Raw genomic sequence first — 19216 nt, forward strand, 5'->3', positions numbered from 1 at the left:
ATGAAAGAATTCTGGCAGACCTGCGTCAGTCGTCTTGAGCAGGAACTCCCCCCCCAACAAATCAGCGCGTGGATACGACCGCTGGTCCCGCTTGCGTACGACGAAACGCAGGCGGTGCTGCGCGTTGCCGCGCCCAACCGCTTCAAGCTGGATTGGGTGCGCAAGAACTTTTCCCACCAGATCGAAGCGTTGGCCGCGGAGTGGTTCAAGCGACCGGTACAGGTCTTGTTCGAGTTGCCTTCTCATGGAGCCGCCCCGCGCATGCCGGTCGCGCCCGTGCGTGCACCGCAACCCGTTCAATCGCACCTGTCCGCTGCACAGCCCTCAGGCGGCGCGCCGCCCATGCAGGCCCCGGCTCCGGCCGCCCCGCCCCAACCTGCCACGACGGTTGCGGCGCAGTCGGTGAACGCGGATGCCGCCAACATCGTGTACGAGCGTTCGCGCCTGAACACGGACCTTACCTTCGAGAACTTCGTGACGGGTAAGGCCAACCAGTTGGCGCGCGCCGCGGCGTTGCAGGTGGCCGAGAACCCTGGCACGTCCTACAACCCGCTGTTCCTGTATGGCGGCGTGGGCCTGGGCAAGACCCACCTGATCCACGCCATCGGCAACGCCATGGTCGCGGCTGGCACGGGCGTGCGGGTGCGCTACGTGCACGCTGACCAATACGTGTCCGATGTGGTGAAGGCATACCAGCGCAAGGCGTTCGACGACTTCAAGCGCTACTACCATTCGCTGGACTTGCTGCTGATCGATGACATCCAGTTCTTCTCCGGCAAGAACCGCACGCAGGAAGAATTCTTCTATGCGTTCGAAGCGATGGTGGCCCAGCGCAAGCAGATCATCATCACCAGCGATACGTATCCGAAGGAACTGTCCGGCATCGACAGCCGCCTGATTTCGCGCTTTGACTCCGGCCTGACGGTGGCGATCGAGCCGCCGGAGCTGGAAATGCGCGTGGCAATTCTGCTGCGCAAGGCGGAATCCGAAGGCGTGCCCATGCCCGAGGAAGTGGCCTTCTTCATTGCCAAGCATCTGCGCAGCAACGTGCGCGAACTGGAAGGCGCGCTGCGCAAGGTTCTGGCCTACGCCCGCTTCCATGGTCGCGACGTGCTGACGGTGGATGTCTGCAAGGAAGCCCTGAAAGACCTGCTGTCCGTGTCCAACGGCCAGATCACGGTAGAAAACATCCAGAAGACGGTGGCGGATTTCTACAAGATCAAGGTCGCGGACATGTACTCGAAACGCCGGCCCGCCAATATCGCCTTGCCGCGTCAGGTCGCGATGTACCTGGCTAAAGAGCTGACGCAGAAAAGCCTGCCGGAAATCGGTGATCTGTTCGGGGGGCGCGATCACACCACCGTACTGCATGCCGTACGCAAGATTTCCGACGCCCGCGCAAAACAAGCGGAGCTCAACCATACCCTGCACGTGTTGGAACAAACTCTAAAAGGATGAACATGCAACTCGTACAAACCACACGCGATGCATTGCTGAAACCGCTGTCGACTGTGGCGGGCATCGTCGAAAGACGCCATACCCTGCCCATTCTTGCGAACATCCTGATGCGCAAGGAAGGCAACAAGGTTGCCTTTATTGCGACCGACCTGGAAGTACAGATCACCACCCATGCCGACTTCGGCGTGGGCCAGGACAACGAGTCCACCACGGTTGCCGCGCGCAAGCTGCTCGACATCCTGAAAGCGCTGCCGGATACCGGCGACGTGCGCCTGGCCCTGGCCAGCAACAAGCTGTCGGTGCAGTCGGCCAAGAGCCGCTTTGCGTTGCAGACGCTGGCCGCCAGCGAGTTCCCCACCGTGGCTCAGCCCGAGCAGTGGGATGTGTCGCTGACCATGCCGCAACGCACGCTGCGCCACCTGTTCAACATGGTGCACTTCGCCATGGCGCAACAAGACATCCGTTACTACCTGAACGGCATGCTGCTGGTGTTTGAACCGGGCCGTGTGCGCGCCGTCGCCACCGATGGTCACCGCCTGGCGCACTGCTCCACCGAAGCCGACGGCATCGCCGAACGCCACGAAGTGATCGTGCCGCGCAAGACCGTGCTGGAAATGCAGCGCCTGCTGGAAGACTCCGACGAGGTGGTCTCCATTGATGTGGCGCCAGGCCAGATCCGTTTCCGCTTCGGCGATGTCGAACTGGTGTCCAAGCTGGTCGAAGGCAAGTTCCCCGATTTCACGCGTGTGATTCCCACGAACTACACGCGCCACTTCATGGTGGGCCGCGAAGCGCTTCAAGGCAGCTTGCAGCGCGCCGCCATTTTGACGACCGACAAGTTCAAGGGCGTGCGCCTGCAATTGGCGCAAAACCAGATGAAGATCTCGTCTTCCAACGCCGAGCAGGAAGAAGCGCAGGAAGAAATCGACATCGACTACGGCCATGAGGCCCTGGACGTGGGCTTTAACGTGGGCTATTTGCTTGATGTGCTGGCCAACGTGAAAGTCGACAACATCCAGTGGTCGGTCATGCCCGATGCCAATGCATCGGCGCTCATCACCCTGCCCGAAGACGACCAGTTCAAATACGTCGTCATGCCCATGCGGATTTGATCCGCGTCCCACTCCTTTGTGGGTTTGTGCCGCTTGCGGGCCTGATGGCTCGCGGGCGGTCCGGCCGCCAGGCCGTTCTTTAAAGCGTTATCGAACCAGACATGTCAGATCAGCAGAACACCACTCCCGAGAACAGCGGCTACGGCGCAGACTCGATCAAGATGCTCAAGGGGCTGGAGGCCGTGCGCAAGCGCCCCGGCATGTACATCGGCGACACGTCCGACGGCACCGGCTTGCACCACATGGTGTTTGAAGTCGTGGATAACGCCATCGACGAAGCTCTGGCCGGCCATTGCGACGACATCGTCGTCACCATCCACACCGACAACTCCATCTCGGTCACCGACAACGGTCGCGGCATCCCCACGGATATCCACAAAGACGACGAATTCCACCGCAGCGCGGCGGAAATCGTGATGACCGAATTGCACGCTGGCGGCAAGTTCGACCAGAACTCGTACAAGGTGTCCGGCGGCCTGCACGGCGTGGGCGTGTCTTGCGTGAACGCCCTGTCCGAATGGCTGCGCCTGACCATCCGCCGCAACGGCCAGGTCCACCAGATGGAATTCCGCCAAGGCGCTCGCGTGGCGCCCCTGGCCGTGACGGGCACGACGGACATGCGCGGCACGGAAGTGCGCTTCCTGGCCGACCCGGTCATCTTCAACAACATCGAATACCACTACGAGATTCTCTCCAAGCGCTTGCGCGAGCTCTCGTTTTTGAACAACGGCGTGAAGATCCGCCTGGTGGATCAACGCCAGGGCAAGGAAGAGAACTTCGCGTTCTCGGGCGGCGTGAAGGGCTTTGTTGAATACATCAACCGCGCCAAGACCGTGCTGCACCCGAACGTGTTTTCGGTCAGCACCGAATCGGCCGCCGGCGGCGTGTCGGTAGGCGTGGAAGTGGCGATGCAGTGGAACGACAGCTACAGCGAAAGCGTGCTGTGCTTCACCAACAACATCCCGCAGCGCGACGGCGGCTCGCACCTGACCGGCCTGCGCGCGGCGATGACCCGCATCATCAACAAGTACATCGCCGACAACGAATTGGCCAAGAAGGCCAAGGTGGAAACGTCCGGCGACGACATGCGCGAAGGCCTGGCCTGCGTGCTGTCGGTGAAGGTGCCCGAGCCCAAGTTCAGCAGCCAGACCAAAGACAAGCTGGTGTCCAGCGAAGTGCGTCCGGCCGTTGAAGAAGCCGTGGCCCGCACGCTGGAAAGCTGGTTGCTTGAAAACCCGATCGACGCCAAGGCGCTGTGCAACAAGATCGTCGAAGCCGCCCGCGCGCGTGAAGCCGCGCGCAAGGCCCGCGAAATGACGCGGCGCAAGAGCGTGTTGGAAGGCGCCGGCCTGCCCGGCAAGCTGGCCGACTGCCAGGAAAAAGATCCGGCGCTGTGCGAGCTGTACATCGTCGAGGGTGACTCCGCAGGCGGCTCGGCCAAGCAAGGCCGCGACCGCAAGTTCCAGGCCATTCTGCCGCTGCGCGGCAAGGTGCTGAACGTGGAAAAGGCGCGCTTTGACCGCCTCATCGCCAGCGAACAGATCGCCACGCTGATCACGGCGCTGGGCACCAGCATCGGCCCCGATTTCAACGTGGAAAAGCTGCGCTACCACCGCCTCATCATCATGACTGACGCGGACGTGGACGGCGCGCACATCCGCACCCTGCTGCTGACGCTTCTGTATCGCCAGATGCCGGAACTGGTGCAGCGCGGCTATGTGTATATCGCCCAACCGCCGCTGTACAAGGTGAAGGTTGGCCGCGAAGAACGCTATCTGAAGGACGACCAGGAAGAAGCGCAGTTCATGCTGCAACAGGCGCTGAAGGATGCCGAGATCATCTCGGGCGGCAACATCATCCGCGGCGAAGAGCTGACCGACCTGGCCAGCCAGTACGTGGCGGCCGACGGCGTCATTGCGCGCCTGTCGAAGGTGTTCGACGTGGGCGCCTTGTCGGCCATGGCCGAAGGCGTGGAAATCAACCTGGAAACGGCTGAGTCCACGGCGGATTCCGCCAAGCGCCTGGCCGAGGCCATGCGTGACCCGGTCAGCGGCAACGGCGTGGACGTGGTGCCGCAGTTTGATGAAGCCACCGAACGCCATCGCCTGTCGGTGCAGCGCATGCACCACGGCAACGTGCGCGTCAGCATCATTGACGCCGACTTCGTCAACGGCGCTGACTACACCATCCTGTCCAAGGCCGCCAAGAGCTTCCTGGGCAAGGTCGGCCCGCGTTCGCTCGCCGCGCGTGGCGAAGGCGAAAAGCGCAAGGAACAGGCCGTGTCCGACTTCCGCGAAGCCATGCAATGGCTGCGCAGCGAAGCCGATCGCGGCATCTCGAAGCAGCGCTATAAGGGTCTGGGTGAAATGAACCCGGAACAGCTGTGGGAAACCACGATGGATCCGAAGGTGCGCCGCCTGTTGCGCGTGCAGATCGAAGACGCCATCGCGGCGGACGAAGTCTTCACGACCCTGATGGGCGACGACGTGGAACCGCGCCGCGCGTTCATCGAACGCAACGCGCTGTCGGCGGGCAATATCGACGCGTAAGCGTTTGCCTCGCATGACCCGGGCCAGCCTGAAAGGGCTGGCCTTTGTTTTTCCGGCTGGTCGCGCGCTGATCGAGCGGTGGCTGGCGTGCTTCAAGGATGCAGTGATGGGTAATCGCGCGTGGTTGTCGTTGCAGACGGAACGGGATGGACACACGGTGTCATCCGAAGAAATCGCCGCCGCCAACGGCAACCTGCCGACGCTATGGCAGGTGCTGCTGGCCGATGGCAGCTTGCGTGATGCCGATGCGTCGCAGCGCGTGTTTGGCGACGCGGGTACGGCGGCGCTGGCCGCCCCCGCGCAAGCCGCGCACGATCGCTTGCGCCAGATGGCGGCGTTCTTGCGGACGCATGCGGTAAACAGCGACGCATCGCATTGCGTGCAGTGGGATGCGGCGGTGGCCTACCTGGCCGAACGGATGGATGCGCGGGGGGCGGGGGACGCTTCGGGCGAGCGGGCCGATGCCGCCGACTTGTGGATAAGCGCAAATCTTGATGAGCTGGCGTGGCTGCATGCCGATGGCGCGGCCGCGTACCTTCCGCATGCGCGCGCGCTTTGTACGGCACGTTGGAATGCCTTGCAGCACAGCATGCGCAAGGACGACGCCGCGGCCGTGTGGCGCTTGCTGGATGTTCAAGACACCGACGATGAATCCGGCTGGGCTTGGCGTGTCGGCCTGGGCGGCCTGGCGCATCCGTACTTTTTCCCGCAAGAGCCTGCCCGGCGCGTTCGCTATGAAGACTTCGACGAGGGCGAAGACCAAGACGAGGATAAGGACGAAGATGAGGGCAACGGCAACGATACCCACCTCGGCGGCGGTTTACATCGCTTTGTTGTGGACAAGCTGTGCGGCGTGCGCGAAGGACGCGGCGAAGACGGCCGCGTGGTGCTGGCGCCCCAGTTCGATTCCATCTGGCGGTTTGAAGACGGTGTGGCGGCGGTTCTCAAGAACGACAGGCTTGGGCTGATCGATACCGATGGCCGCCAGTTGATGCCGTGCGAGCTGGACGAAGTGTGGAGTTATTCACAGGGTCTGGCGATGGCGCGCGTGGGTGACCAGATCGGGTTTGTGGATAGGTCGGGGGCGTGGGCGATTCCTCCGGCGTTCGAGTCGGCGGGCGATTTTTCCCCCGGTGGCTTGGCGCCTGCGTACGAGGCCGGGTGCTGGGGCTTGATCGACCGTAGCGGCGCCTGGGCAAGCGCGCCCGTATGGGACGACATCAATTGGGATGACGCGCTACATGCCTACGTGACGCAGCGCGGTGACGGTTGCGGCCTGATCGATGCGCAAGGTCGACTCGTGCGGGACGCCTTGTACGCGGCATTGGGGCCTGTGGACACGGAGTCCGATCCCGCCGGCCTGTGGATAAGCGGCCAGATGCAAATCCGGGTGCTGACAGAAGACGATCAGCGCGGCATTGTGAACGGCGAAGGCGAAGTCATCGTACCGGTGACCTATACCGATCTGGCCGACATCATCTGGCTACCCGCGCCCGATCCCGCCAACATCACGCCCCCGCCCGCGGGCCAAGCCGGCCGCTATGTGCGCGTGCTGCGCTGCGTGGATCATGGGGAATGGGACGAATGGTTCCAAGGCGCCTACGACATGGTCGAGCGCCGCGAGGCGCTGCCCTGCTTGCAGCACATGGTGTTCGGCCTGATGTGGAAAGACACCTACGGCTGGCTGTGCGCCGTGGTCCCGGAACAGGCCAGCGACCACAGTCCGGATGGCCTGCACATCGGTATCGCACAAGCAGACGGCGCGTGGCTGCACGAACCGGTCTATGCGTGGATCGGTATACCCGAGTCGCTGCGCACGGGGGATGGCGTGCACGGCTGCCCGACGGCGATTGCGCAATGCTGGCGCCAGGGGCAAGCCGTGCCGGCCATGCATGTTGACGGCGCGATGCGCTATTTGCATGCGGACGGGCGGGTGCAAACCGAGCCGAAATAGCGCAGGCTGGGCTCAGCCGTTGGTCTTTTACTCTTCGCGCACGGCCAAGGATTTCATGTCAGCGGATCTGCAAAGAAGCAGCCCTTTTCTTACTGCACTTGGCAGGCGTTACGTCGTTCAAGTTGCGAGCGGCCAAAGTGCGCGTCAGAATGCCTTTTCTCCAAGCAGCGCATGCTTGGCTTGCACAAAATAGAAGTGGTCTTGCTGCGTGTCATGGATGATGAATTCGATACGTTCGCCACAGTGCGGATCCGGTTTGCAGGGGATGATGAACCAGTGTCAAACAATTGGAGGCTCCGATGAATGCCGAACTTGTGCTCTATACAACGCAGGATGGAGACGCTCAGTTCTTCTTGCGTGCTGAAAACGGCACCATTTGGCTGACCCAACTTGAGCTGGCCGAGTTATTCCAGACGACAAAGCAGAACATTAGCCTGCACGTGCGCAATGTGCTGGCAGAGGGGGAGCTTCAGGAGGGTTCAGTTGTCAAGCAAGACTTGACAACTGCCGCCGACGGCAAGCGCTACCGCACGCAGCAATACAACCTGGACATGATTCTGGCGATCGGCTACCGCGTAAAGTCGCCGCGGGGGACGCAGTTCCGGCAATGGGCCACGACCCATCTAAAGGAGTTCCTGGTCAAGGGCTTCGTCATGGACGACGAACGCCTGAAGGACGTGAGCCGCTGGGATTACTTCGATGAGCAGCTTGCGCGCATCCGGGATATCAGAACGTCGGAGAAGCGCTTCTATCAGAAGATCCGGGATCTGTTCGCTCTGTCTGTGGACTACGCCGACGACCCCGCAGCGACGGGGCTGTTTTATGCGGAAGTGCAGAACAAGATGTTCTACGCGGTGACGCGCCACACGGCGGCCGAGCTAGTGGTGCGGCGTGCCGATCCGTCTCAGCCCAATATGGCGCTGCTGTCCTGGAAACAAGGGCGCGTGCGGAAGGCCGATGTGATCGTGGCGAAGAACTATTTGAATGCTGAAGAGTTGGACGACTTCAACCGCATCGCGACCATGTTCATGGACTTTGCAGAGCTGCGTGCGAAGAAGCGGCAGAACCTGCGCATGGCCGACTGGCGTGCGTATGTGGATAGCTTTATCGAGTTCAACGAGAGCCCGCTATTGAAGGGGGCGGGAAAGATGAGCCACAAGTCGATGACGACGATTGTGTATGACCGGTACGAGCAATTCGATGCCGCGCGGCGGAAGGAGGAGGCGTTGGCGGCGGATCGGGAGGACTTGAGGGAGTTGGAACGGGTGGAGAAGGTATTGAATCGCCGGGAGCGTGGTTGAAATGGGAAAACCGATGCTGCCTAGCGGTTGGGACTCCACTGCCGCAGTTGAACCTGGCGTACAGGCAGGCACTGAAGCCGTCTGGCGAAGCGGCCGACTACCTGGAACGGTCCTTCATCTAGCAGGCGGCAAAGGCCGGCTCCTTCACCGCGCCGCCCGCGCCTTCAAATCCGCCATCTCTTCATTCATCAACTGATGCGCATACCGTGAAAACACGCTGACCAGCCGCGTGCGCGTGTGATACGGCGGATACAGCAAGGCCACCGTGACCGGTACCGCCGGGCTGAAGGGTCGCACTTCCACGCCGTTGGCCTCGTACTCTTCGCGCGCGGCCAAGGGGTTGATCAGCGCCACGCCCAGGCCCGCGCCCACCAGCGCGCACACCGATGACCCTAGCCCCGCTTCGGCCACCGTCTGCCGTTCCACCTTGGCGGCCTTGAAGACGGCGTCGATCTTTTCGCGCAGCGGCGTGGCGCTGGGAAAGGCGATGAAGGGCTCGCCTGCGAAGTCAGCGGGTTTCAGCTTTTTCAACTTGGTCAGGCGGTGCCCCTTGGGCAGTACCGCCACGCAGTTCATCGTCATCACGGGTTCGACCTGAATGCCGGGGCTGTCGCCCGACAGCATGGCCAGGCCCGTGTCGCAAAAGCCCGAGCTGATCCAGTTGTGCACGGTGCTGGCGTTGCCCGAATGGATGGACACCATCACGTCGGGGTATTCGGTCTTGAAGGCCGCGACGATGCGCGCCAGCATGCCGCCCGCCAGCCGTGGCATGGCCGCCACGCTCAGGCGGCTGGCGCTGAACGAGCGGATGCTGGCCGCCGCCGACTCCAGGCCGGCCAGGCCAATAAAGGTTTTTTCCACCTCTTGAAAGAAGCGCGAGCCGTCCTGCGTGGGGCTCAGGCGGCTGCCATTGCGATCGAACAAGGGAAACTGGGTGATGGCTTCCAATTGCGCAATTAAGCGGCTAACGTGCGGCTGCGAGGTATGCACGCGCCGCGCGGCGGCCGTCATCGAGCCGGTCATCATGACGGCTCGGAAGGCCTCGATGTGTCTTAAGCCCATCCGTGGAATGGCCATATCAAATCCGTATAGAGGAATACCTGATTGGAACTGGATAAAACCATACTGCTAGTTGATACTTTTTGCCAGCCGCGGGGCTCATCGCGGGACGTGGCGGACGTCGGACAAACCGGCGCCGCCGATCGTGACTACAAACACGCGCCGGTTGCACGGCGCCAAGGGAATCAGATGAAAGCATTTGCCGCGATCTCCGTCGCTGCCGCCCTGCTGGGCAGCACGGCCACCGCCCACGCCGAAGGCACCAGCCGCCTGGACAAGATCCGTGAAACTGGCGTGATCACGCTCGGCCACCCCGAGACCTCGGTGCCCTTCGCCTATCTTGACGGCAACCAGAAGCCCATCGGCTACACGGTCGAGATCTGCCAGGAAGTGGTGCAGCACATCAAGACGGCGCTGAAGCTGCCCAAGCTGGAAGTGCGCTACAACCCGACGACCTCCGCCACGCGTATTCCGCTGCTGGCCAATGGCACCATCGACCTGGAATGCGGCAATACCACCAACAAGCTCGACCGCCACAAGTTGGTGTCGTTCGCGCCCACGACCTTCGTGGCGCAGGTGGTGCTGGTGGCGCGCAAGGACGGCGGCGTGGACCCCAACAACCTGGAATCGTTCCGGGGCAAGACCATCGCCGCCCAAGCCGGCGGCCAGACTTTCCGCCTGATCTCGCAATTGAATGCCAAGGGTAACCTGGGCATCACGATGGCGCCCACCAAGGACACCGCCGAAACCATTCTGATGGTGGAATCGGGCCGTGCCGCCGGGTCGGCCAACGATGACGGCATCGCCTATGGCGCCGTGGCCTCGTCGAAGAATCCGGATGCGTTCGTGATTGGCACCAAGGGCCTGGAAATGGCGCCCTACGGCATCATGGAACCCAAGGACGACCCCGCATTCAAGAAGGTGGTGGACGATGCCGTGGTGGATCTGATGAAGAGCGGCAAGGTCGCGGCGATCTACAACAAGTACTTCAATTCGCCGATTCCCCCGAAGCAGATCAACCTGAAGTATCCGATGAGCGATGCGCTCAAGCGTGCGCTGGCCAACCCGACCGACTCGGGTGACCCGAAGGTATACGAGTAAGCAGCAACTAGTCCGCGGGACGCCCAGGCGTCCCGCGGCGGTTTTGGGGCAAGGCGTCGCGCATGGCGCCGCCATCTAGGGCACGGGCATGAATTACGACTGGAGTTGGAGCGTCTTCCTGGAGATGTCGCCGGATGGCGTGCATAACTTTCTGGAAACGCTGCTGATCGGCGTGGGCTGGACGCTGGCGCTTGCGCTGACGGCGTGGGTGTTTTCGCTGTTGCTGGGATCTTGGCTGGGCGTGATGCGTACGGCGCAGTCCCGCGTGATGAACCTATTGGGCGCGACCTACGTCGAGCTGTTCCGCAACATACCGCTGCTGGTGCAGATGTTCCTGTGGTATTTCGTGCTGCCTGAATTGCTGCCGCATGCCTGGGGCCTGGCGATGAAGCAGATGCCGCAGCCCTGGGGGCAGTTCGTGCCTGCCGTGCTGTGCCTGGGGTTTTATGGTTCGGCGCGCGTGGCCGAGCAGTTGCGCGCCGGCATCCAGTCGTTGCCGCGCGGCCAGTTCCAGGCGGGGACCGCCCTGGGGCTGACCGAGGTGCAGGTGTACCGCTACATCATCCTGCCCGAAGCGTTTCGCATCGTGCTGCCGCCGCTGACGTCCGAATTCATGGGCACCATCAAGTATTCCTCGGTGGCGCTGACGATCGGCCTGCTGGAGCTGACCGGCCAGGCGCGTTCCATGCAGGAATTCAGCTTCCACATCTTCGAGGCGTTCTCCGCCGCGACGGTGATCTACCTGATCCTCAACGGCATCGTCGTGCTGGGCATGCGTCTGCTTGAACGGCATATCGCGGTGCCTGGCCTGATCGGCGCGGCCAGCAACGGCGCGGCCAGCAAAGCTGGTCCGGCCGCGGTCAAGACCGCCGCCCTGAGCCGATAGGGGATCGCGATGGGTAAATTTGATTTCGATGTGATCTGGACCGCGCTGCCCTATCTGTTCCAGACGGGCATGACGTTCACCCTGACGCTGACGGTGCTGGCCGCCGTGATGGGCCTGGCGCTGGGCACGCTGCTGGCCATGATGCGGCTGTCGCGCTTCAAGATTCTGTCGGTGCCGGCGGGCATCTACGTGAACGTGATGCGCTCGATTCCGCTGCTGCTGGTGATCTTCTGGTTCTACTTCCTGATGCCGTACATCGCCGCCTGGGTGGTGGGCTCGGCCACGCCCTTGCGCGTGGGGGCGTTCAATTCGGCGGTCATCACCTTCACCTTGTTCGAAGCCGCGTACTTCTGCGAAATCATGCGGGCGGGGATTCAGTCGATTGCGCGCGGCCAGGTGTCGGCCAGCATGGCGATCGGCCTGACGCCGTGGCAGGGCATGCGCTACGTGGTGCTGCCGCAGGCGTTTCGCAACATGGTTCCCGCGCTGTTGACCCGCGTGATCATCCTGTTTCAGGACACGTCGCTGGTCTATGTGCTGTCGTTGACCGACTTCCTGGGCGCGGCGTCCAAGATCGGCCAGCGCGATGGCCGGCTGGTGGAGCTTTATCTGTTCGTGGCGGTGGTGTATTTCGTGATCTGCTTCACGGCGTCCCGCCTGGTCAAACTACTGGAAAAGCGCACCCGTGTGCTGCGATAGGGTTTAGCGATGCAACTATCTACGACGCCTCCGATGATCGAGATCTCGCAGGTCAGCAAGTGGTACGGCGCCTTTCAGGTGCTGGATGAATGCACGACGACAGTCGGCAAGGGTGAAGTCGTGGTGGTGTGCGGGCCGTCGGGGTCCGGCAAGTCCACGCTGATCAAGACCGTGAACGCGCTGGAGCCCTTTCAAAAGGGCAACATCGTGGTCAACGGTATTTCGGTGGGTGACCCGCGCACCAACCTGCCCAAGCTGCGGTCGGTGGCTGGCATGGTGTTCCAGCACTTTGAGCTGTTCCCGCATCTGTCGGTGACCGAAAACCTGTGCCTGGGCCAGACCAAGGTGCTGGGCCGCGGCAAGGAAGAAGCCCGTGCGCGGGCGCTGACGCTGCTTGAGCGCGTGGGCCTGTCGGCGCACAAGGACAAGCACCCCGGTGAGCTCTCGGGCGGCCAGCAGCAGCGCGTGGCGATTGCGCGCGCGCTGTCGATGGACCCGGTGGTGATGCTGTTTGACGAGCCCACCTCGGCGCTGGACCCCGAGATGGTCAACGAGGTGCTGGACGTGATGACGGACCTGGCCAGCGAAGGCATGACGATGATGGTGGTGACCCACGAAATGGGGTTTGCCCGCCGCGTTGCCGACCGTGTGATCTTCATGGACGGCGGCAAGATTGTCGAAGACTGCGTCAAGGACGAGTTCTTCGGCAATGTAGAGGAACGTGCCCCGCGCACGCGCCAGTTTCTTTCCAAGATTTTGCAGCATTGATACCCATGACCCAGCGGACTCCCGCCGACCATCCCGCCCTTCCCGTCGACCTGCGCAGCGACACGGTGACCCATCCGACGGCGGCCATGTACGAACGCATGCGCACCGCGCCGATCGGCGATGACGGCCTGGATGGCGACCCTTCCGTGCGCGCGCTGGAAGCCCACGTGGCGGCCCTGCTGGGCAAGGACGCCGGGTTGTTCGTGCCCAGTTGCACGATGGCCAACCTGCTTGCCGTGTTGGCGCAAACGCAGCGTAACGAGCAGGTGGTGCTGGAGTCGTCAGCCCACATGTACACCTCGGAACGCGGTGCGGCCACGTTTACCGGGCTGTTCTATCAGGGCGTGTCCGGCACCGATGGCGCGATGGACCTGAACCGGCTGGACGAGGCCTTGCTGTCGGGCGGGCACCGGTTGAAGACGTCGCTGGTGGCGATGGAAACCTCGCACAACAACGCCGGGGGCGCCGTCCTGCCGTTGGATCACATGCGCGCCGTGTACGACATGGCCAACGCCGGTGGCATTCCCGTGCACCTGGACGGTGCGCGCCTGTTCAACGCGGCCGTGGCGCTGGGCGTGCCGGCACCCGAGATCACCCAGTACGCCGATACGGTGTCGCTATGTCTGTCCAAAGGCCTTAGCGCCCCTGTGGGCGCGGTGCTTACGGGCAGCAAGGCGGTGATGGCTCGTTCGCGCACGTTGCGCCGCATGTTGGGCGGCACGCAACGCCAGTCGGGCATCATGGCGGCGGCCGGCCTGGAAGGCGTGCAGACGATGACCGGCCGGCTGGTCGAAGACCACGTCCGCGCGCGCCGCTTGAGCGACGGCATCAACCGCCTGGCGCCCGCCTTGTCGGCCACGGTGCCGCAGACCAATATCGTGCAGGTCGAGACCGCCGATTCCGGCATGACCAACACGCAGTGGGTGGCGGCCTTGCAAGCCGAAGGCCTGCTGACACGCCCCTGGGGCCGCACGCGCCTGCGTTGCGTCACGCATCGCCACATCGAGGACGAGGACATCGACACCGCCGTGCAGGCCTTCGCGGCGGTGCTGGAGAAACGCTGAAAGTCACTGAAAAAGTGCTGAACGCCAGCACTGAAAACTGGCCCTGAAACCCAGTGTTCATCGGCACCGCCGGCCCATTGCGGCGGTGCGATAATGCCGCATGTCCACGACTCACCTCACCCGAAAAGACTATTTCTGCGCGCTGGCGGTCGTGGTCATATGGGGTCTTAATTTTGTTGTCATGAAGGTCGGCATGCAGGGCCTGTCGCCCATGATGCTGGGCGCGCTGCGATTCGCGCTGGCTGCCTTCCCCCTGATTATTTTCGTGCGCCGGCCGCAACTGCCGTGGCAGTGGATCGCGGCCTACGGGCTGGTGCAGGGGCTGGGCCAATTCGGCCTGCTGTTCACTGCCCTGAAATTCGGCATGCCGGCCGGCATGGCCTCGCTGGTCATCCAGACCCAGGCATTCTTCACCTTGCTGTTGGCGACCCCCGTGCTGGGCGAACGCGCGCGGCGGCATCACTGGATCGGCTTGGGCGTGGCCGCGCTGGGGCTGGCGGTGATTGCGGGCGGCCGGGGCGAAGGCCCGGGCCAGATGACCATGCTGGGCTTTGTGCTGACGCTGGGCGCCGCGTTCATGTGGGCAGCGTCCAACATGATCGTGCGGCGGGCCAGTCGCATGGCGCCTGGCTACGACCCCTTTGCCTTCATCGCCTGGAGCAGCGCCGCGCCGGTGCTGCCATTCTTGCTGCTGGCAGTGTTGATCGACGGCTGGGAGCCGGTGCTGGGCATGATTACCGGCATCGGCTGGGGCGAGGCGCTGTCGGTGCTGTACCTGGCGGTGCTGGCGACGCTGGTGGCCTACACGCTGTGGACACGCTTGCTGACGCGCCATCCGGCGGCCAAGATCGCACCGTTCTCGCTGCTGGTGCCGGTGGTGGGCCTGTGGGCGGCGTCCATGGCGTTCGGGGAACGGCTGCAACCGTTGCAGTGGCTGGGGGCGGGCTGCGTGTTGGCGGGCCTGATCATCAATCAGGTTGGCGGACGCTGGCTGCGCAGCCGCTGAAATACCCGTTCAAACCGGGTCATCAGGCAGGCGTCTGCGACCCTATCAGCCCGGCTTCAACCACTGTCTCAACCTTGCCTCAACCCCTCGACCAGCCGGACTACGGCTTAACGCCGAGGGCGCTGAATCGCACACTGCCCGGCTACACCTGTTCAAAGCGGATATAACGCTTGTCGGTGTATTCCCGGCGCGTCGTCATTTCCTGCACGGACGCGCCCGGCGGGCCGCGCCGCAGCCACTCAAGCATGTGGTCCACCTGGTCGGGCGTGCCCTGCACCAGGGCTTCAACCGTGCCGTCCAGCAGGTTCTGCACCCAGCCCGTCACACCCAGCATGTGGGCGCGCCGCACCGTGGCGTGGCGATACCCCACGCCTTGCACCGTGCCGCTGACTGACACGAGGACGGTTTCGATATGGGAGTCGGTCTTAGGGTCTTGCATGGATGTTTCCTTCGGATGATGCGCCGCCAATGGGATGAGTAGGCGGTTAAGGCTACAGCGGATGGTCTATAGGCCCGGTGGGTGTCGAAGCGATACGTTAGTGCTCATGTCAAAACGTGCCAACGGGAACACCCGCTACCAGAGCTTGGAGAAGCCATTATGGAAGAGACCAGTTTGTTGTCGGAAGCTGAGACAGCGCGCTACAGGGACCAGGGCTACCTGGCCCTGAAGGACATGTGCCCGCAGGATGAGGTGGGCTACATCCGTCGCACCCTGCTGGACTTGTTCGCGAACAAAACGGGATACAACGAGGGCGCGCAGTATGACTTCGTCAGCCGCGACGACCCGTCCAAGCCCGCGAAGTTTCCAAGCCTGCACGATCCGCGTCATTATGCCCCCGGTCTACTGAAGACGACTTACCACGAGCGCACGCTGGACCTGGCGCGGCAATTGCTGGGCGAAGAGGCGGCGCTGTATGGCGAGCACGCGCTGCTCAAGCCCGGCCCGTTCGGCCCGGAAACGCCGTGGCACCAGGACGAGGCGTTCCGTTCGCCCGACTTCGTCTACAACGAGCTGAGCATCTGGCTGGCGCTGCAACCCGCCACCGTGGAAAACGGCTGCATGCAGTTCATCCCCGGGTCCAACAAATGGGACGTGCTGGAGCACCGTTCGCCCGGCGGCGACAAGAGCCTGCATCCGCTGGAATGCTGCGGCGAATTCCAGCGTGACCAGGCGGTGGCCGAACCGCTGGACCCGGGCGGCATCACCGTGCACGACGCCCGCACGCTGCACTTCACCGGGCCGAACACGTCGCCGTCGCCGCGCCTGGCGTACATCCTGATCTACAACACGCCGCCGGTCTACAAGCCGGGGCGCCGCGAATTTCCGTGGCTGGAAGGCCGCTGGACGGATAGCCAGACGCGCAAGAAGCAGTGGCACAAGCGTGGTGGGCTGGCCGTGGATGTGATGCGCCGGCTGCCGGGTGCGCGGCTGACCAGCCCGCGTTGGGTAGCGTGGGCCACCATACGCGCGGTCAGCAAGGTCTGGCCGCGATAGCTCGGGCGACGGGGCCATAGAGCCCCAGTCAGAGGGGGGGCGAACGAGGCCGGCAAGCAACGCTTGCCGGCCTCGGCGCGTATACTGAGCGGCGCCGCAGGGCCTGTCGCCCAAGCGTTGCGGTGCAGCCGCCCGCAGCCGGCGGCTCCAGATTCCAAGAATACGAAACGTAGCTGGCGCCCTTCCATCACTCCTCAGACCTCTCATGACCGCTAACCTTTCTACGATCACCTGCATCGAAGATCTGCGTGTCGTCGCGCAAAAGCGCGTGCCCCGCATGTTCTACGACTACGCCGATTCCGGCGCCTGGACCGAAGGCACCTACCGCGCCAATGAAAGCGATTTCCACAAGATCAAGCTGCGCCAGCGCGTGGCGGTGAACATGGAAGGCCGGTCGCTGCGCACCACGATGGTGGGCCACGACGTGGTGATGCCGCTGGCGATTTCGCCCACTGGCCTGACTGGCATGCAGCATGCCGACGGCGAGATCCTGGCGGCGAAGGCCGCGGCGGATTTCGGCGTGCCGTTCACCTTGTCCACGATGAGCATCTGCTCGTTGGAAGACGTGGCCGAGGCCACCAAAAAGCCGTTCTGGTTCCAGCTTTACGTGATGCGCGACCGCGAGTTCGTGGCCAACCTGATCGACCGCGCCAAGGCCGCTGGTTGCACCGCGCTGGTGCTGACGCTGGACTTGCAGATCCTGGGCCAGCGCCACAAGGACATCAAGAACGGCTTGTCGACGCCGCCCAAACCCACCATCCGCAACCTGATCAACCTGGCGACCAAGCCGCGCTGGTGCATGGGCATGCTGGGCACCAAGCGCCGCACCTTCGGCAACATCGTCGGACACGCCAAGGGCGTCAGCGACCTGTCGTCATTGTCGGCCTGGACGGCTGAACAATTCGATCCGCGCCTGAGCTGGGACGACGTGGAATGGATCAAGCAGCGCTGGGGCGGCAAGCTCATCATCAAGGGCATCCTGGATGTGGAAGACGCGCAACTGGCGGCCAACAGCGGCGCCGACGCGCTGATCGTCAGCAACCACGGCGGCCGCCAACTGGACGGCGCCATGTCGTCGATTGCCGCGTTGCCGGCGATTGCGGATGCGGTGGGTTCGAAGATTGAAGTCTGGATGGACGGCGGCATCCGTTCCGGCCAGGACATCCTGAAAGCGGTGTCGCTGGGCGCGCGCGGCACGATGATCGGCCGCGCATTTTTGTATGGCCTGGGCGCGTATGGCCAGGCGGGCGTCACCCGCGTGCTGGAGCTGCTATACAAGGAAATGGATACGACGATGGCGCTGTGCGGCCGCCGCAATATTGAGCCGGGCGACCGCAGCATTTTGCTGCCGGGCACGTATCCGACGTGATGTTGTTGGGGTGTTTTGGGGCGGGGGCTGCTTGATGGGTTCGCGCGATCGGCGGCGTGGTTCTTTGCGACCGCGTCGCGCGCCACACCCATCCTACGGCAACTCGTAGGATGGGTGAAGCGCGCAAGATTCGCGGCAAGAACGCATTTGCCGAACGCGCGCAACCCATCGAACCACCGCCAAGATATGGCTGGGTTATTTCGGGTTCCGGCGCTGCTTGATGGGTTTCGCGCGGTCGGCGGCGTCGTTCTTGGGTATGGCATCGCGCGCTGCACCCATCCTACCGCCAGCGCCCCACCCCGACGTCAACCGCCGTTCCGACATCCACCCCCGACGTCAACCGCCGTTACCGACATCCATCCCCCGCCATCAACCGCCGTTACCCGCGCCCAAATAATGGCTGGGGCGTCTCAGCGCGGGGTCGAAGGGGTTGATCTGCGCGCCTACCGCGTCCGCCTCTCGGCGCAGCATTTCAACGATCAGTGGCAGGCGGTCGTCGTCGATGCGTTCGATGGGGGCGGCCACGCTTAGCGCCGCCACCGTTACGCCGTTGGGGTCGTAGACCGGCACCGCCAGCCCCGCGATATTTGGGAACACGCCCTGCCCCTGGCTGCGCGCGTACCGCCGTTCCAGGCATTCCTTGATGCGCACCCGCATCGAAATTTCGTCCACAAAACCCAGATGGTGCAAACGCGGAATGTTGAAGCGGATGACTTCTTCGCGTTCGGCTTCCGGCAGGCTGGCCAGCAGCACCAGGCCGCCCTGGCCCATGCCCAGCGGCACGCGCCCGCCGATATCGCCGGTGTGCGAACGCACCGGGAACGCACCGTCAACCCGGTCCACGCAGACCGCGTCAAAGCCGCTGCGCACCAGCAGGAAAATCGTGTCGTTCAACATGCCCGACAGGCGCAGCATGGCGGGGCGGTAGAGCGAACGCAGGCTGGACTGGTGCGTGCCCGCCGCCGCCGCCAGCGCAAAGAACGCCACGCTGAGTTGATACCCCTTGCTTTGCGCCGGCTGCTCCACCACGCCTTCCTGCATCAAGCCCTGAAGCACGCGGTGCACCGTGGCCTGCGCCTGCCCGGTACGGGCCGCGATATCGGTCAGGCGCAGCTTCTCCCCTTTTGCATCGGCCAGCACGCGCAGCACGGCAAACGCCCGCTGCAACACGCCCTGGCCGGCAGAATCGTCCGCTGTCTCTGATTTCTTCATTGTTTGATTCCATTGATCAAAATATATGAACGTATTTTTATCGGTAAATTCAGCTTAACGGAAATTCATTCTAAAAAATTCGATTCTTCGGAAAACCCTAATTGACCCTGCCTTTTCGCGAAACCTAGACTGCCCCATCAATAAGCCACCACGCCGGGAAACCGGCCTTACGGGGTGGCACAA

16 protein-coding genes are annotated in these 19216 nt (G+C 63.3%); 13 read left to right on the forward strand and 3 right to left on the reverse strand.

Features of this window, described 5'->3' with window-relative positions; genetic code table 11:
- From dnaA to ELS24_RS00025, 5 genes are all read left to right on the forward strand, one after another.
- A complete protein-coding gene (gene dnaA, locus ELS24_RS00005; RefSeq protein WP_127183034.1) occupies positions 1 to 1458 on the forward strand; it encodes a chromosomal replication initiator protein DnaA in 1458 nt (485 codons plus the stop codon).
- A gap of 2 nt (positions 1459 to 1460) precedes the next feature.
- Positions 1461 to 2570 (forward strand): DNA polymerase III subunit beta, encoded by a 1110-nt coding sequence (gene dnaN / locus ELS24_RS00010; protein ID WP_006227714.1) that lies wholly within the window; start codon positions 1461 to 1463, stop codon positions 2568 to 2570.
- A gap of 101 nt (positions 2571 to 2671) precedes the next feature.
- On the forward strand, positions 2672 to 5119 hold the full coding sequence (gyrB, locus tag ELS24_RS00015) for a DNA topoisomerase (ATP-hydrolyzing) subunit B (RefSeq protein ID WP_050447368.1): 2448 nt from the start codon (positions 2672 to 2674) through the stop codon (positions 5117 to 5119).
- Positions 5120 to 5132: 13 nt separating this feature from the next.
- Positions 5133 to 7073 carry a WG repeat-containing protein gene (locus ELS24_RS00020; protein WP_127183035.1) on the forward strand — a complete coding sequence of 647 codons (1941 nt, stop codon included), beginning with the start codon at positions 5133 to 5135 and terminating at the stop codon, positions 7071 to 7073.
- 299 nt (positions 7074 to 7372) lie between these two features.
- Positions 7373 to 8374 (forward strand): virulence RhuM family protein, encoded by a 1002-nt coding sequence (locus tag ELS24_RS00025; protein ID WP_050447370.1) that lies wholly within the window; start codon positions 7373 to 7375, stop codon positions 8372 to 8374.
- A 144-nt stretch (positions 8375 to 8518) separates the two neighbouring features.
- On the opposite strand, the gene ELS24_RS00030 is transcribed toward ELS24_RS00025, so the two are convergent.
- On the reverse strand, positions 8519 to 9451 hold the full coding sequence (locus ELS24_RS00030) for a LysR substrate-binding domain-containing protein (RefSeq protein ID WP_050447371.1): 933 nt from the start codon (positions 9449 to 9451) through the stop codon (positions 8519 to 8521).
- A gap of 171 nt (positions 9452 to 9622) precedes the next feature.
- On the opposite strand from ELS24_RS00030, the gene ELS24_RS00035 reads away from it, so the two are divergent.
- The 6 genes from ELS24_RS00035 to ELS24_RS00060 all read left to right on the forward strand — a co-directional run bounded on the left by ELS24_RS00035 (position 9623) and on the right by ELS24_RS00060 (position 14957).
- Positions 9623 to 10534, forward strand: coding sequence for an amino acid ABC transporter substrate-binding protein (locus tag ELS24_RS00035; protein ID WP_127183036.1), 912 nt, complete (start codon positions 9623 to 9625; stop codon positions 10532 to 10534).
- An 88-nt stretch (positions 10535 to 10622) separates the two neighbouring features.
- Complete coding sequence (locus ELS24_RS00040) at positions 10623 to 11420, forward strand: amino acid ABC transporter permease (RefSeq protein ID WP_050447372.1); 798 nt, start codon at positions 10623 to 10625, stop codon at positions 11418 to 11420.
- A 9-nt stretch (positions 11421 to 11429) separates the two neighbouring features.
- On the forward strand, positions 11430 to 12119 hold the full coding sequence (locus ELS24_RS00045) for an amino acid ABC transporter permease (protein WP_050447373.1): 690 nt from the start codon (positions 11430 to 11432) through the stop codon (positions 12117 to 12119).
- A gap of 33 nt (positions 12120 to 12152) precedes the next feature.
- The gene (locus ELS24_RS00050; protein WP_050447375.1) at positions 12153 to 12887 is read left to right on the forward strand and encodes an amino acid ABC transporter ATP-binding protein; all 735 of its coding nucleotides are present in this window, start codon (positions 12153 to 12155) and stop codon (positions 12885 to 12887) included.
- Between the two features lie 5 nt (positions 12888 to 12892).
- On the forward strand, positions 12893 to 13951 hold the full coding sequence (locus tag ELS24_RS00055; RefSeq protein ID WP_127183037.1) for a threonine aldolase family protein: 1059 nt from the start codon (positions 12893 to 12895) through the stop codon (positions 13949 to 13951).
- A 100-nt stretch (positions 13952 to 14051) separates the two neighbouring features.
- A complete protein-coding gene (locus ELS24_RS00060; RefSeq protein ID WP_127183038.1) occupies positions 14052 to 14957 on the forward strand; it encodes an EamA family transporter in 906 nt (301 codons plus the stop codon).
- 142 nt (positions 14958 to 15099) lie between these two features.
- On the opposite strand, the gene ELS24_RS00065 is transcribed toward ELS24_RS00060, so the two are convergent.
- Positions 15100 to 15396 (reverse strand): acylphosphatase, encoded by a 297-nt coding sequence (locus ELS24_RS00065; RefSeq protein WP_050447379.1) that lies wholly within the window; start codon positions 15394 to 15396, stop codon positions 15100 to 15102.
- A gap of 159 nt (positions 15397 to 15555) precedes the next feature.
- Between ELS24_RS00065 and ELS24_RS00070 the strand changes: the two genes are divergently transcribed.
- Positions 15556 to 16452: a phytanoyl-CoA dioxygenase family protein gene (locus tag ELS24_RS00070; RefSeq protein WP_050447380.1), complete on the forward strand. Its 897-nt coding sequence runs from the start codon at positions 15556 to 15558 to the stop codon at positions 16450 to 16452.
- 205 nt (positions 16453 to 16657) lie between these two features.
- Positions 16658 to 17821 (forward strand): alpha-hydroxy acid oxidase, encoded by a 1164-nt coding sequence (locus ELS24_RS00075; RefSeq protein WP_050447381.1) that lies wholly within the window; start codon positions 16658 to 16660, stop codon positions 17819 to 17821.
- Positions 17822 to 18190: 369 nt separating this feature from the next.
- Here ELS24_RS00075 and ELS24_RS00080 read toward each other — a convergent pair whose 3' ends face one another.
- Positions 18191 to 19033: an IclR family transcriptional regulator gene (locus tag ELS24_RS00080; protein ID WP_050447382.1), complete on the reverse strand. Its 843-nt coding sequence runs from the start codon at positions 19031 to 19033 to the stop codon at positions 18191 to 18193.
- Between the last annotated feature and the right edge of the window lie 183 nt (positions 19034 to 19216).

Source organism: Achromobacter spanius, assembly GCF_003994415.1.
Lineage (GTDB): Bacteria > Pseudomonadota > Gammaproteobacteria > Burkholderiales > Burkholderiaceae_B > Achromobacter > Achromobacter spanius_C.

Bases quoted from the DNA above. Each gene is read 5' to 3' on its own strand.
- ELS24_RS00035 (WP_127183036.1), top strand. From the start codon at position 9,623: ATGAAAGCATTTGCCGCGATCTCCGTCGCTGCCGCCCTGCTGGGCAGC.
- ELS24_RS00065 (WP_050447379.1), bottom strand. From the start codon at position 15,396: ATGCAAGACCCTAAGACCGACTCCCATATCGAAACCGTCCTCGTGTCA.
- ELS24_RS00060 (WP_127183038.1), top strand. From the start codon at position 14,052: ATGTCCACGACTCACCTCACCCGAAAAGACTATTTCTGCGCGCTGGCG.
- ELS24_RS00030 (WP_050447371.1), bottom strand. From the start codon at position 9,451: ATGGCCATTCCACGGATGGGCTTAAGACACATCGAGGCCTTCCGAGCC.
- ELS24_RS00080 (WP_050447382.1), bottom strand. From the start codon at position 19,033: ATGAAGAAATCAGAGACAGCGGACGATTCTGCCGGCCAGGGCGTGTTG.
- ELS24_RS00040 (WP_050447372.1), top strand. From the start codon at position 10,623: ATGAATTACGACTGGAGTTGGAGCGTCTTCCTGGAGATGTCGCCGGAT.
- dnaA (WP_127183034.1), top strand. From the start codon at position 1: ATGAAAGAATTCTGGCAGACCTGCGTCAGTCGTCTTGAGCAGGAACTC.
- ELS24_RS00070 (WP_050447380.1), top strand. From the start codon at position 15,556: ATGGAAGAGACCAGTTTGTTGTCGGAAGCTGAGACAGCGCGCTACAGG.
- dnaN (WP_006227714.1), top strand. From the start codon at position 1,461: ATGCAACTCGTACAAACCACACGCGATGCATTGCTGAAACCGCTGTCG.
- ELS24_RS00075 (WP_050447381.1), top strand. From the start codon at position 16,658: ATGACCGCTAACCTTTCTACGATCACCTGCATCGAAGATCTGCGTGTC.
- ELS24_RS00045 (WP_050447373.1), top strand. From the start codon at position 11,430: ATGGGTAAATTTGATTTCGATGTGATCTGGACCGCGCTGCCCTATCTG.
- ELS24_RS00020 (WP_127183035.1), top strand. From the start codon at position 5,133: ATGACCCGGGCCAGCCTGAAAGGGCTGGCCTTTGTTTTTCCGGCTGGT.
- ELS24_RS00025 (WP_050447370.1), top strand. From the start codon at position 7,373: ATGAATGCCGAACTTGTGCTCTATACAACGCAGGATGGAGACGCTCAG.
- ELS24_RS00055 (WP_127183037.1), top strand. From the start codon at position 12,893: ATGACCCAGCGGACTCCCGCCGACCATCCCGCCCTTCCCGTCGACCTG.
- gyrB (WP_050447368.1), top strand. From the start codon at position 2,672: ATGTCAGATCAGCAGAACACCACTCCCGAGAACAGCGGCTACGGCGCA.
- ELS24_RS00050 (WP_050447375.1), top strand. From the start codon at position 12,153: ATGATCGAGATCTCGCAGGTCAGCAAGTGGTACGGCGCCTTTCAGGTG.